The following is a 13,671-nucleotide window of genomic DNA, read 5'->3' on the forward strand; positions in this document are numbered from 1 at the left end:
TGAAGGAGGCGATAGTCATGTCTGGGGTTTCTCCGAACGACCGTCCGGCGATCACGCCGGTTGTCGTCTACGGCCGCCCGAGCTGCGAGCTGAGCGACGGCGTACGCCGGTATCTGGAGAGCACCGAGACCCCGTACCACTGGGTCGACCTGGACTCGAATCCCGAGGATGCGGCCCGGCTCGCCTGGGTCACCGGGGGCCGGGTTCACAGCCCAGTGGTGTCGGTCGGTGGCGAGGTGCTTGTCCAGCCGACCATCGGTGAGCTCGACTGGGCGCTGACCAGGGCACGGAGACCAGTGCCGGTGTGACCGCGACGCCCGGGCTCGCGACGCCTGCTCCGCTGCGCTACGCCGGCTGCATCGCCGGTGAGTGCAGGCGCTGACGCGCGACCCCGCGGGTGGCGGGCCAAGTGCGTGAAGCAGGTAGGTGGATCTGTCCGGCCGAACGGACCTCTATATCTTGACAGCGTGAAGTAAGTGTTCCAATATCCTATCGGATCCGTGTTCCTGGAGACGTGGATGAGTGCGAACACCAGGGATCGCGGCTGTCAGATGATCAGAGAGGTCGCCGCTCATGACCAGATCCCTTCGACACAAGGCGATACGAGGCGCGGTCGCGCTCGTTGCCGTTGCCGCGCTGCTCCCCGCGAGCGCGGCGACGTCGTCCGGCGTACCGCTCGCGAGTGGACCGCCGCCGGGGCCGCAGGGCTCCGCCACGACCAAGAAAGCTCCCAGCGCGGCCAGCATCAGCAGCCCCGCGACCGTCACCGCGGCCTCCGGTACGCCGCGGGGCCCGGCCGGCGATGCGGCGCTGAAGCCCTACATGGGCTGGAGCAGCTACAGCATGCAGGTCTACTCGAACGACGGCGGCAACTGGATCTCGGCCGCGCAGATCATCGCCCAGTCGGATGCGATGCGGAAGAAGCTCCAGCCGTACGGGTACAAGTACATCAACATCGACGCCGCGTGGAACGGCGGTATCGACGCCTACGGCCGGCCCGTGCCGAGCAAGAAGCTGTACCCGAACGGTCTGCCGGCCGTGATCGACCACATCCACGCGAACGGCCAGAAGGTTGGGCTCTACGCCATCCCGGGTATCTCGAAGGCGGTGCTGGACGCCAACCTGCCCGTCTACGGCAAGCCGGGATGTACGACGGGGAACCTGGCCAAGCAGCCCCTGCAGCAAGGGGACTACTGGGGCTTCGGCTACCGCGTCGACATGACGAACCCGTGCGCCCAGGCGTACATCGACTCGATCGTCGATCAGCTCGCCTCCTGGGGCGTCGACTTCCTGAAGTTCGACAGCGTGACGCCGGGCTCGGGCAAGAACGACCTGTCCCTCGATGCCCGCGACGAGGTCAAGGGCTGGTCGCAAGCGCTGGCTCGGCACAAGATCTGGCTCGAACTGTCCTGGGCTCTCGACATCAACTACGCGGAGTACTGGAAGCAGTGGGCGAACGGCTGGCGGGTCGACTGGGATGTGGAGTGCTACTGCCCTGGTGAGGCACTCACGGCCTGGCCGAACATCTCGCGGCTGTTCCCGAAGGTGGCCGACTGGTGGCGCCATGGCGGGCCGGGCGGCTGGAACGACCTCGACTCGCTGAATGTCGGCAACGGCACGATGGACGGGCTGACCAAGGACGAACGCCGTACGGCGGCGACGCTGTGGGCCGTCTCGGCAGCGCCGTTCTACGTCGGCAACGACCTCACCAAGCTCGACTCCTACGGACTGGAACTGCTCACCAACCCCGAGGTGATCGCGGTCAACCAGGCCGGCCGTCCCGCGCAGCCGGTGTCCACCAAGAGCAACCGCCAGGTCTGGTACTCGCTCAACGCGGACAACTCCTACACGGTCGCGCTGTTCAACCTCGGCACCACGGAGGCGAACATGACGGCGAACTGGGCAGACCTTGGTCTGACCGGCGCGGCAACGGTCCGCGACCTGTGGGCGAAGAAGGATCTCGGCCAGTACGCGACCGGCTACACCGCCGCGACCGTGCCCCCGCACGGTGCCCGGCTGTTCAAGGTCACGCCGCAGAAGGGCTCGGTGATCCGCGTCAACGACGACGATCTGCGGGTCGGGTACGACGGCGCCTGGCAGCGCAACGGCAACCGCGAGGTCCCGGCCGTGTCGGAGCCGCTGACCGTCACGGTCACCGATTCGGGGCAGACCGGCACGACGGCGGCCAGCACCTCCGGCGTACGGACTGTCGAGTTGAACAACGACGATCCGGGCATCGTCTACACGGGTTCGTGGAGTCGCAGCACGGGTCGTGGGCTGGGTGACTACCAGGACGACGTGCACTACACCGAGGCCAACGGCGACGCGTTCTCCTACACCTTCGTCGGCAATGGTGTCGACTACGTGACGGAGAAGGACCCCTCCCAGGGCGAGGTCGAGATCTACGTCGACGGTGCCTTGAAGGCGACCGTGGACACCCACGCGGACAGTCGTTCCACGCAGCAGGTGGTGTTCAGCATCTCGGACCTGCCGAACGGCAGCCACACGATCCGTGGGGTGAAGAAGTCGGGACAGTTCATGCTGGTCGACAAACTGGTCGTCCGCCAGGAGAGCCTGCTGAATCCCGGTACTGCGTCCTTCGACAAGGCAGCCGGCGCCGACGTGACGACCGAGATCGGCCGTGATCCCGGCGAACTGCTCGCGATCGCCAACGGCAGCACGATCCTTGCCAAGGGCACCGACTACACCATCGACGGCAAGGTCGTCACGATCAAGAAGGAGTACCTGGCGACCCAGTCGACCGGGACGACGAAGCTGGAGTTCCGGTTCCGCGGTGACCACCGGGACGATGTCCACGCCACCACGGCGAACGGCGCGGCGATCGAGTTCGCGTTCCAGGGGACCGGCGTCAGTTGGGTGACGGCGCTGGGGCCGGATCAAGGCGAGGCGGAGATCTCCATCGACGGCAAGGTCGTCGGCCGGGTGCATCTCTTCAACGAGGCTCGCGTCACGACCCGGCAGGTGTTCACCCTGCCTGGTCTGAAGGCTGGGCAGCACACGCTGCGGATCGTGAAGCTCTCCGGCGAGGTACTACGAAACGACGTGATCCGCTACACGACTGGTTGACGGGAACGCGTGGGTCGGGCCTGGTACGACGACGTTGACCAGGTCGCCGGGTCGAGGTGCGCCTTGACCCGGCACCCGCGCGACCAGCCGGGTGTTGGTGTCGGTGAGGTCGAGCCGGACCATCGCGTCCGGGCCGTGGTACGCGATCGAAACCACCCGGGCGGTCAGACCAGACTGCTGCCCAAGCGCCCCGAGCACGACCTGCTCGGGCCGCACCATCACCATCACCTCGCCGGATGCCGGTTCGGCGAGCTCGAGAGTCCCCAGGACACAGTCCACGACCCGCCCGTCGGCCAGCCCCGGCAGCAGCATCGTGTCGCCGAGGAACCTTCCGACCTCGGGTGTGGCGGGGACGTCGTACACCTGTGCAGGGCTGCCGACCTGGGCGAACCGGCCGTCGAGCATCACCGCGACCTGGTCGGCGAACGAGAGCGCCTCAGTCTGGTCATGAGTGACCAGCACGGTGGTGGCGCCGCGTTCGCGCAGTGCGGTCAAAGTGGCCTCGCGGGTGGAGGCACGCAAGGCGGTGTCGAGGGACGAGAACGGCTCGTCGAGCAGTACGACGGCAGGCTCGCGAGCCAGCGCCCGCGCGAGGGCGACCCGCTGCTGCTGGCCGCCGGACAGCTGGTCCGGTCGGCGTCGAGCGAGGTCGGGGGACAGTCCGACGAGTTCGAGCAGCGCGCCGACCTGGGTGGCTCGGCGGCGTTCGGCCCGGGGGAGTCCGAACAGGATGTTGCCGGTGACATCGAGATGCGGGAAGAGCGCGCCGTCCTGGCGGACGTAGCCGATCCCGCGGCGCTCCGGAGCGACCAGCACCTTCCCGTCGGTGAGGACCTTCCCACCGATCTCGATCTGGCCGTGCGACGGCCGGACGAACCCGGCGAGCGCCCGCAGGAGGGTGGTCTTGCCGCTGCCGGACGGACCGAGTACGGCGGTGGTGCCGCCCGGGCGTACTTCCAGGCTGACGTGGTCGAGCACCGCCGGACCGCCGTACCCGACGGTCAGGCCGCTGATCTTGATCCCCGCGCTCGTCATCGCCGGTCCAGGATCTGCCGGCGCAGCAGCACGGTGAGTGGGGCGGACAGGGCGATCATCGCCGCGGCGTACGGCGCACTGGCCTGGTAGTCGAGCTCGTCACTCGCCGACCAGAACGCGGTCGCCAGCGTCTCGGTCCCGGTCGGGGCGAGCAGCAAGGTCGCGGTCAGCTCGGTCACCGTCGCCAGGAAGACCAGGACGAAGCCGGTCAGCGCGGAGGGGAGGACGAGCGGGAGCACCACGCGGGCAAAGGTACCCGGCCCGGACACCCCGAGCGAACGCGATGCCTCGATCAGCTCGGTCGGCGCCGCGGCCAGACCGGATCGCCAGGCCACCATGGCCCGGGGCAGGAACAGGATCGTGTACGCCGCCACAGCGAGTGCCGCGGTCTGGTACACCGGCCTGGCCCACTGCACGGCCAGCGTCACCAGCGCCAGACCGATCACCACGCCGGGTAGGGCGCTCGCGACGTAGGTGACTCGCTCCAGGCCGACGGCCAGACGCGATGGGTACCGGTGCAGCAGCCAGGCTCCGGGCAGCGCGGCGAGAGTCGCGGCCAGTCCGGCGAGGACCGCCAGGCCGACCGTGGAAGCGGTTGCTGAGAGCAACGGTCCGGCGGTCACCGCGCCGGCGTTGATCGCCCGCAGTAGCCAGCGCAGCACGATTCCCCCAGGCACCATCACTGCCAGCCCGACCAGGATGGTCAGCGCGGCCAGAGCGGGCACCGTCCAGAGCCCGAGGCGGTGGGCGACGGGTGGCTGCCGGGTTCCGGTGCCGAGCCTGGCGATCCGGGCGCGGCCGCGCAGAAGCACCTCGACGGCCAGCAGGCCGAGGCACAGCACCACGAGCGTCGCTGCGAGCAGGCTGCCGGCGGCGTTGCTGAACCCAACCGCGAACTGCTGCAGGATCGCCGTGGTGAACGTGGGGAAGCGCATCATCTGCAACACGCCGAACTCGGCGAGGAGGTGCAGCGCCACCAGCAACGCCCCGCCGGCAACGGCGGGTCGCAACTGCGGCGCGACCACCCGGAGTACGGCGCCGAGGCCGGAGGCTCCGAGTGAGCGGGCGGCGTCGAGGTGCCCCTGGTCGAGCGCACGCATCAGGGCGGCCGCTGGCAGGAAGACGAACGGGTAGTAGGCCAAAGAAGTGACCAACACCGCACCGCCGAGGCCCTGGACGGACGGCAGCACCGAGGTCCAGGCGTAGCTGCTCACGAACGCGGGAATGGCGAGCGGGGTCAGCAGCAACGTGCGCCAGACGCCCGCAGCAGGCAGCGTTGTCCGCTCCACCAGCCAGGCCGCGGCACACCCGAGCACCACCGTGATGGGGACGGTGAGCGCCACCAGCACCAGGGTGTTGCGGAGCAGCTCGACGGTTCTCGGCCGGAACAGCAGCCTCGACGCCTCGTCGGCACCACCCGCCGCTGCCTGACCGAACACCACCAGCACCGGAGCCAGCATCAGTACGGCGACCAGCACGGCGGCGACCACGACGAGCCAGGGCGTCAGCGCGGACCGGCGGACCTGGACCGCTGACGCCTCGGGGCCGTCGTACGGAAGGACGGCGCCGGGCGGCTCAGAGAATGCCGGCATCTGTCATCAGCGCGCTGACCTTGTCGGAGTTCAATGCGAAGGGGTCGACCGGCGGCGCCTGCAAGGTGCTGAGCGGCGGTAGCGCCGGCGCGGAGGGCACTCCGACCCCGACCGCGTACTCCATCGAGTTGGAGTCGACGAGCACCTTCTGGCCGGCCGGGCTGGTGACGAAGGCCAGGAACTTGCGCGCCTCCGCGGGCTTCTTCGAGCCGGCCAGCACCGCACCACCCGACAGCGACACGAACGCGCCCGGGTCCCGGTTGCGGAAGTAGTGCAGCGCGGTGTTGCCGCTGCCTTCCTTGGTGCCGGCCTGGTCGCGGTACCAGTAGTAGTGGTAGATCACGCCGCACGGGATCTCGCCGGCGTTCACCGACTTCATCGTGGCGATGTTGTTCTGCAGCGCCCGGGCGTTGTTCTTCAGGCCTTTCAGCCACTCGGTCGTCTTCTGTTCACCCTGCCCGGCGAGCATGCCGGCGACGATGGCCTGGAAGTCGGCGCCACCGGGCGCGCAACCCCAGCGGTCCTTCCACTCCGGCCCGGCGAGGTCCATCAGGGATTTCGGCAGCTCTGCCTTCGGCAGCTTCTCCGGGTTGTAGACCAGGACCGTGGACCGGGCGGCGATCGAGGTCCAGGCCTTCGACGACGGGGTCAGGTTGGCCGGCACCTGCCGCCGGGTCGCCTCCTCCAGCGGCGCGAGCAGGTTGCTCCGCTCGACCAGCGTCATCGCCGGGCTGTTCTCGGTGAGGAACACGTCGGCGGGCGACGAGGAGCCTTCGGCAACGATCTGGTGACCCATCGAGGAGTCGGAGCCCTTGCGGACCTGCACCTTGATCCCGGTCGACGCGGTGAACGCCTCGGCCCACGCCTTGGTGACGTTCTCGTGCTGCGAGGAGTAGACCTGAAGCGAGCCCGGGTCGGCCTTGTACTCGTCCTTGGACTTGTCCGACCCGCATCCCACCAGGCCCACCGTGCCAATGGCTCCCAGGCCGGTCAGAAACGTGCGTCGACGCATCGTCGATCCTCTCTCACAGAATTCAGCGCCGTCTCGAGACGGCGGATCAGGGTCCCACGAGCCGGACCCGGCAACGGCACCCGGCGGAACGCGAAGGTGCAGACCGCGCAGTACGCGAGGCCTGCCGCGATCGAGACGAGGAACTGGACGATCGGGGCGTCGAAGAACGCGAACACCTGGAACTGCACCAAATAGATGTGCAGCGACGCAGCGGCCAGTACGCCGAGCGGCCGGACCAGCAAGCCCGGTACCGGCACGGTCGGCAGCAACGTCAACAGCACCAGCCCGGCCAGGATGATCAGGTTGCGTTCCCACTCCGGGAAAAAGCCGACGGTCGCGGCGGCCGCGACGATGGCGGTGACCACCCGGCGCCGCCCGGTGTCCGCGACCGCCATCGCGATCCCGGCGACGAAGAGCCAGGCCACCGTGCCCGGAAGGCCTCGCACCGGCCCTTCGACCAAGGCGAGCACGAGATAGCGCGGTACCAGCAGGACGGCGAACGCGGCCATCGCGGTGCGCCACGGATCGGCGGCGTACGCCCTCCGCATGAGCGGCAGGGCGAGCACCGCCGTCGTCAGCACCGACAACATCAGCAGGGCTTCGACGAACCAGAAGATGTTGATGTCCCGCGGTCGCACGAGCCAGTGCAGCAGCGCCAGATTCGACCAGTGGATCGATTTGGAGACGAACACCATCACAGCAGCCACCACGAGAGCCGGTACTGCGATGCCGATCACGGTTCGAGCGGTCCGCCGGACCCGATCGGCCGTTTCCCGGGCGGTGAGGACGTACCTGGCGAACAGGAATCCGGCCACCGCGAGCAGGATGTGCGCACCGCCCGCCAGCCGGAAGAGTCCGACGTGACTGCCGCAGATCGTGACGACGGCTACGCCACGCAGGAGCACGGTGGTCTCGACTCGCTGCGTCAGAGCACGGCGTACCGGACGCTTCTGGCGACGTTGATCGTTCGTACGGCGAGGTCGCGGATCGGTCGGTGATGCCAGTCGGGCGGCAGTTCGCCGATCAGCCGGGTCAGCCGGAGCGAGGCCATCACATGGTTGAACGAGTCGCCGCCGAGCTCCGCGAACGAGCGGCCCGGGTCGGTGACGCCGCCGCGGAGCAGCGGTGCAAGGACCGCGACGACCGCCGCGAGCGAACCGTCCACGCCGATCGCCGTCTCCTGCGGTACGTCATTCGTCGGCGGGGTGGCCGTCGTGTGCAGCGCGGCGCAGGCGCGGCGATCCGGCTTGCCATTGGGCAGGATCGGCAGCTCGGCGACCTCTTGGGCTGACACCACGGACTCACCAAGGCCGGCAGCCGAGGCCGCCTGATCGCGGACGGCTGCGGGCTCGTGTCCGCACGGTTGATAGGTGACCTGGAGTTGGTCGTCGGTTCCGGTGACGCAGCACGGAACCCCGTTGGCGCGCAGCGCCCGCTCGACCTGGCCGAGATCGATCCGGATGCCCATGATCTTCACGTGATCGGACCGCCGGCCGACGATCCGGACCAGCCCGTCGGCGTCGATCCTGGCCAGATCCCCAGTCCGCAGCTCGATCTGCACCCGGCCCAGCGCGAGGTCGTCGGGGTGCTCGGCGTACCCGAGCATGACGCCGGGACCGGTGAAGACAAGCTCGCCGACCGGGCCGTCCACCGAATCGACTGGCTGCTCAACACCTTCCGGGTCCAGCCGGAACGCGGAACCCGCGATCGGCCAGCCCACCGCGTCCGGGTACTGACCGGTCAGCTCTGGTGGCAGCACAGCCATCCGGGCGGTCGCCTCGGTCTGCCCGTACATGACCGCCAGGCCCCAGCCGCCCACGCGACCGCGCGCGTCCAGTTCCTTGACCCGTACTGCGGGCAGCGCACCGCCGGCTTGGGCCAGCAGCCGCAGCGAGGGGAGGTCGTCCAGAACCCCTTGGACGTCGAGCAAATCGACCACATGAGGTGTCGCAGGCAACAAACTGACCTTGTTCCGGCGCAGTTCGCCAGCGAAGGTGGGGTCGGTCACCGACCCATGCCACAGCACCGCGGTCGCGCCGGCCCGGAGCTGGGCGTGGAGCACCGACAGCCCGAAGCAGTAGTGCAACGGCAGCGAGGTGATGGCCCGATCGTCAGGGCTGATCGACAACGCCGCCGCAATCGCATCCGCGTTGCTGACGAGGTTCGTGCGGCTGAGTCGCACCAGCTTCGGTGAACCGGTGCTCCCCGACGTGCTCATCAGGACTGCGAGCTCCGGGTGGAGTTCGTACTGCGGGTCAATACCGTCGTCCAACGCGCCGGCGAACGTGCCGTCGTCGTGGAGCCACAAATCCGGTGGGTAGGTGGTCGTGATCGATGCGTGCTCAGGTGGTGTGATCAACGCGACATGCCCGGCCTTGAGGACGGCGAGGTAGCCAACCACCAGTTCCCGCTCGGCCGTCAGCGGGACGTGCACCAGCCGGCGCCCGGTGTGAACCCCCGGGAGCTCGGCGGCGAGCGCTTCCACCCGTTCGATCAGCGTTCCATAGGGCAGCGTGCCGGCTGCGTCGACGAGGACGGGACGGTTGAGATCGGCCGTGCTGGACCACAGGACAGCGCCGGCGGTCAGCCGGGCTTGGGGCTGGAACACGGAGGTGAGGCTAACCTAAGAGTTGATGCCTCCTCAACAACATGGTTGGCGGCGGTTTTCACCGCTGGCCAAGGGGTTCGGCGTTAATCAGTGGCGAATCGACAGCCCGTAGCCGGCCCGGGTCGAAGGCGTGAGGTCTTGACGAAGCGGTGCGGGCTCAGCGAGAGTACGTCGGACTGTTAGCGCTAACACACCCTCAGTGAGGTCTCCATGCAGATCGGCACGCGCTCTTCCCGGTGGGCAGCAACCGCGGTTCTCGCCCTCCTCGGCGGCCAGCTCCTGCTGCCTGCGACCACTGCGGGCGCCGCGCCGGAGGACGTGACCGCGGGACTGGTACTGCGCTACGACCTCGCGCAGACCTCCGGTACGACGGTGACCGACAGCTCTGGCAACGGCCGCAACGGGACCCTGGTCGGCGGTGCCACCTGGTCCGGCTCGGACCTGACCCTCGATGGCACCGACGACTACGTGAAGCTGCCCGACAACCTGATGACCGGGCTGGACTCGATCACCGTGTCCACCGATGTGTTCGTCGCGACGGACCAGGCCACGCCGTTCTTCCTCTGGGGTCTCGGCAACACCGCCTCGTCGAGTACCGGCACCGGCTATCTGTTTGCCAGCGGCAACAGCTTCCGCGCCGGCATCACCACCACCAACTGGTCCGGCGAGAAGGTCACCGCGAAGACACCGGCAGGCAACCTCGCGCGAGGTGTCTGGAAGACCGTCACCTACACCCAGACCGGCACCACCGGCACCCTCTACGAGGACGGCGTGCAGGTCGGTCAGAACACCGCGGTCAGCGTCTTGCCGAGCCAGGTCGGCAGCGGCGTGACCACGAACAACCTGCTGGGCAAGTCGAACTACGGCACCGACCGCACCCTGAAGGGCAAGGTCCGGAACTTCCGTGTCTACAACCGCGCACTCAGCGCGGAGGAGGTCGCGTTGATCGCACTGACCGACCAGGCGAAGGCCGACGGTGCGGCCGCGGCGCTCGACGTCGTCCACGCCGACGACGTCCGCGGCAATCTCACTCTGCCGGCAACGGCCGAGTACGGCGCATCGGTCACGTGGGTCTCATCGGACCCGGCCGTCGTGGACAGCAGCGGCATAGTCCACCGGCCCGCGCACGGCGCCGGCGATGCCCAGGTCACGCTGACCGCGACCACCAAGGTCGGAACGGCCACTTCCACCCGGCAGATCGCTCTGACAGTTCGCGAGCTCAAGGCAGCCGCGCCGTACACCGGCTATGCGTTCAGCTACTTCACCGGCAACTCGATCGCGGGGGAGAAGATCTACTTCGCCGCCAGCCGGGGCAACACCGCACTCAAGTGGGACGAGCTCAACAACGGCCAGCCGGTCCTCGAGTCGACCAAGGGCACTCTCGGTCTGCGTGACCCCTTCCTCATCCGCTCTCCCGAAGGCGACAGGTTCTTCCTGATCGCGACCGACCTGTCCATCGGCCGCAACGGCGACTGGGATGCCGCGCAGCGCCGGGGGAGTCGCTATCTGGAGGTCTGGGAGTCCACCGACCTCGTCACCTGGTCGGAGCAGCGGCACGTCCTGGTCTCGCCGGAGACAGCCGGAAACACCTGGGCGCCGGAGGCGTACTGGGACCAGGAACTCCAGTCGTACGTCGTCTTCTGGGCCTCGAAGCTGTACGCCGCCGACGACCCCGGCCACACCGGTTCGACGTACAACCGGATGCTCTATGCAACGACTCGCGACTTCCGCACCTTCAGCAAGCCGGAGATCTGGCAGGACCGGGGTGAGTCCCGGATCGACTCGACGGTGATCAGGGAGAGCGGCACGTACTACCGCTTCACCAAGGACGAGGGCGGTGGCGGTACCGGCTGCTCGGACATCATCCAGGAGAAGTCCTCCTCGCTGACCGCGGTCGACCTGCCCGGCAAGCCCGCCTGGGCGATGCAGGACTCGTGCATCGGTCGCGACGCCGGTACGTCGGCCGTCGAAGGCCCGACCGTGTTCAAGGCCAACCCGGGTGACACCTCAGGCTCGCAGTACTACCTGTTCGTCGACGAGTACGGCGGCCGCGGCTACATCCCGCTCGGGACGAACGACCTCGAGGCCCCGGACTGGAAGGTCCCGTCGACGTACTCGCTGCCGGCCAGTCCACGGCACGGCACCGTGCTGCCCGTGACACAGGCCGAGCTCGATCGGTTGCGTGACGGCCTGGTCCTGCCGGAGCCGGTGAAGGCGGATGCGAACGGACTCGTCGCGCACTACCCACTGGACGGTACCGCGAACGACGTGACCGGGCACGGGTACGACGGTGTCGTCACGGGTGATGCGACCTGGGCCGATGGCGCGCTCAACCTCGGCGGCATCAACGGGCACGTGAAGCTCCCCGACAACATGATGACCGGGCTCGAGGCGATCACCGTCTCGACCAAGGTCTGGATCGACGCCGGCCAGGCGACGCCGTACTTCATCTGGGGTCTCGGCAACACCGCGGGCGACACCGGCAACGGCTACCTGTTCACCACCGGCAACAACTACCGGACTTCCATTGCCTCCGGCAACTGGTCGACCGAGCAGACCGCCACCGCCTCCGGCGCCGTACCGCGGGGTGTCTGGAAGGCGCTGACCTACACCCTCACCCCGGACGGCATCGCCACCATCTATCTCGACGGTGTCCAGGTCGGCCGGAAGACCGGCGTCACCATTGCGCCGGGCGACATCGGCGGCGGCCGGACGACGGCCAACTACATCGGGCGTTCCGTCTACACCTCCGACAAATATCTCAAGGGCAAAGTGCGCGACTTCCGCTTGTACGACCGGGCCTTGTCGGCCGCCGAGGTCAGCGACCTGGACGCCGATCCGCGAGCGATCATCGGCGCCGAGCTGGCCAGTCTCAAGGTGCCCGCGATCATCGACGACGCGTCGTCGACCGTCACACTGCCGGTTGTCCCCGGCACGGACCTGACCAAACTGGCACCGACTCTGAAGGTGGTCTCGACCTCGACGATTTCGCCGACCGGCACGGTCGACCTCTCGACGCCGAAGACCTTCACGGTGACGGCCAAGGACGGCACCACGCGGGCGTGGACGGTGAAGGCTCTCGTGATGCGCTCGCCCGTGCTGCCGGGGTACAACGCGGATCCGAACATCGCCCGCTTCGGCGACACCTACTACCTCTACGTGACGACCGACGGAGTCGCCGGCTGGGGCGGCAAGGACTTCTACGTCTGGAAGTCGAAGAACCTGGTGGACTGGCAGCGATCGGCGCAACCGTTCCTGACCCTCAACGGTGCCGACGGCAACGTTCCGTGGGCGAGTGGCAATGCCTGGGCTCCGACGATCATCGAGCGCGGTGGCAAGTACTACTTCTACTTCTCGGGCCACAACCCGACGTACAACCGTAAGACGATCGGCGTCGCGGTGGCCGACAGCCCGGAGGGTCCGTTCACCGCTCAGCCGGCCGCGACGATCCTCAACAACGAGGCGGTCACCTCCGGTCAGGCGATCGACCCGGCCGCGTTCCAGGATCCCGTGACCGGCCGGTACTACCTGTTCTGGGGCAACGGTTCACCGGTGTACGCCGAGCTGAGCGACGACATGCTGGCCATCAAGCCGGAGACCCTCCAGCGGATCAGCGGTCTGACGGACTTCCGCGAGGGGACCTTCGTCAACTACCGCAAGGGGACGTACCACCTGACGTACTCGATCGACGACACCGGTTCGCCCAACTACCGGGTGGGCTACGCGACCGCGACGAGCGTCGACGGACCGTGGACCTATCGCGGCGTCATCCTCGAGAAGGACTCGGCCCAGGGCATTCTCGGGACCGGCCACCACTCGATCGTCCAGGTGCCGGGCACGGACGAGTGGTACATCGCCTACCACCGCTTCGGGATGCCGGGTGGTGACGGGACGCATCGGGAGACCACGATCGACCGGCTGACCTTCGGTGCGGACGGGAGGATCGCGAAGGTCGTTCCGACGCTGACCAGTGTCGAGCCCGTCGTCCCGCTGACGCCGGCACCGAAGCTGGTGAAAGCACCCAGAGCGGAGGGCAAGACCGTCGCCGGATACAACCTGACGGCCACGCCTGGCGCGTGGAACCAGACCGGCCTGAGCTTCGAGTACCAATGGCTGCGGGACGGCGTATGGGTGCCGGGTGCGACGGGCAAGCTGTACCGCCTCACGCAGGCGGACGTCGGTCACCGGCTGGCTGTGCGGGTGACCGCGTCGCGGCCCGGTGGCGCACCCGCGATCGCCCACTCGATCGCCACCGCCGCGGTGACCCCCGGATAGGTCTGGCCCCGTCCAGCCCACCTGAGCGGGTTGGACGGGGTTCGACCGTACTTCGTTCGCTT

Annotated in this window: 8 protein-coding genes; 3 read left to right on the top strand and 5 right to left on the bottom strand. The window is 68.3% G+C overall.

All coding sequences use genetic code 11. The annotated features are described in order from the left end of the window. The first annotated feature begins 17 nt into the window (after positions 1-17). Together AB0F51_RS18210 and AB0F51_RS18215 are read left to right on the top strand one after the other, a co-directional pair. Positions 18-308 carry a glutaredoxin domain-containing protein gene (locus AB0F51_RS18210; RefSeq protein ID WP_360281207.1) on the top strand — a complete coding sequence of 97 codons (291 nt, stop codon included), beginning with the start codon at positions 18-20 and terminating at the stop codon, positions 306-308. A 265-nt stretch (positions 309-573) separates the two neighbouring features. Further along, entirely contained in the window at positions 574-3,087 is a 2,514-nt protein-coding gene (locus tag AB0F51_RS18215) for a X2-like carbohydrate binding domain-containing protein (protein ID WP_360281209.1), read from the top strand. Here the strand turns inward: AB0F51_RS18215 and AB0F51_RS18220 are convergent. Genes AB0F51_RS18220 through AB0F51_RS18240 form a run of 5 tightly spaced genes read right to left on the bottom strand, consistent with a single transcriptional unit; the run spans position 3,052 to position 9,334 of the window. After that, positions 3,052-4,122 (bottom strand): ABC transporter ATP-binding protein, encoded by a 1,071-nt coding sequence (locus AB0F51_RS18220; RefSeq protein ID WP_360281211.1) that lies wholly within the window; start codon positions 4,120-4,122, stop codon positions 3,052-3,054. The genes AB0F51_RS18215 and AB0F51_RS18220 overlap by 36 nt on opposite strands. Then, positions 4,119-5,714 (bottom strand): iron ABC transporter permease, encoded by a 1,596-nt coding sequence (locus AB0F51_RS18225; RefSeq protein WP_360281213.1) that lies wholly within the window; start codon positions 5,712-5,714, stop codon positions 4,119-4,121. The genes AB0F51_RS18220 and AB0F51_RS18225 overlap by 4 nt, the downstream gene beginning before the upstream one ends. Further along, complete coding sequence (locus AB0F51_RS18230; protein WP_360281215.1) at positions 5,698-6,726, bottom strand: iron ABC transporter substrate-binding protein; 1,029 nt, start codon at positions 6,724-6,726, stop codon at positions 5,698-5,700. Before AB0F51_RS18230 ends, AB0F51_RS18225 begins: the two co-directional genes overlap by 17 nt. Then, complete coding sequence (locus AB0F51_RS18235) at positions 6,705-7,631, bottom strand: hypothetical protein (RefSeq protein WP_360281217.1); 927 nt, start codon at positions 7,629-7,631, stop codon at positions 6,705-6,707. The genes AB0F51_RS18230 and AB0F51_RS18235 overlap by 22 nt, the downstream gene beginning before the upstream one ends. Before the next feature lie 20 nt (positions 7,632-7,651). Next, positions 7,652-9,334, bottom strand: coding sequence for an AMP-binding protein (locus AB0F51_RS18240; protein WP_360281219.1), 1,683 nt, complete (start codon positions 9,332-9,334; stop codon positions 7,652-7,654). Positions 9,335-9,544: 210 nt separating this feature from the next. Here AB0F51_RS18240 and AB0F51_RS18245 point away from each other — a divergent pair, with 210 nt between their 5' ends. Further along, positions 9,545-13,609 carry a family 43 glycosylhydrolase gene (locus AB0F51_RS18245; RefSeq protein ID WP_360281221.1) on the top strand — a complete coding sequence of 1,355 codons (4,065 nt, stop codon included), beginning with the start codon at positions 9,545-9,547 and terminating at the stop codon, positions 13,607-13,609. Positions 13,610-13,671: the final 62 nt, after the last annotated feature.

The organism is Kribbella sp. NPDC023855, assembly GCF_040639475.1.
Taxonomy (GTDB): Bacteria; Actinomycetota; Actinomycetes; order Propionibacteriales; family Kribbellaceae; genus Kribbella.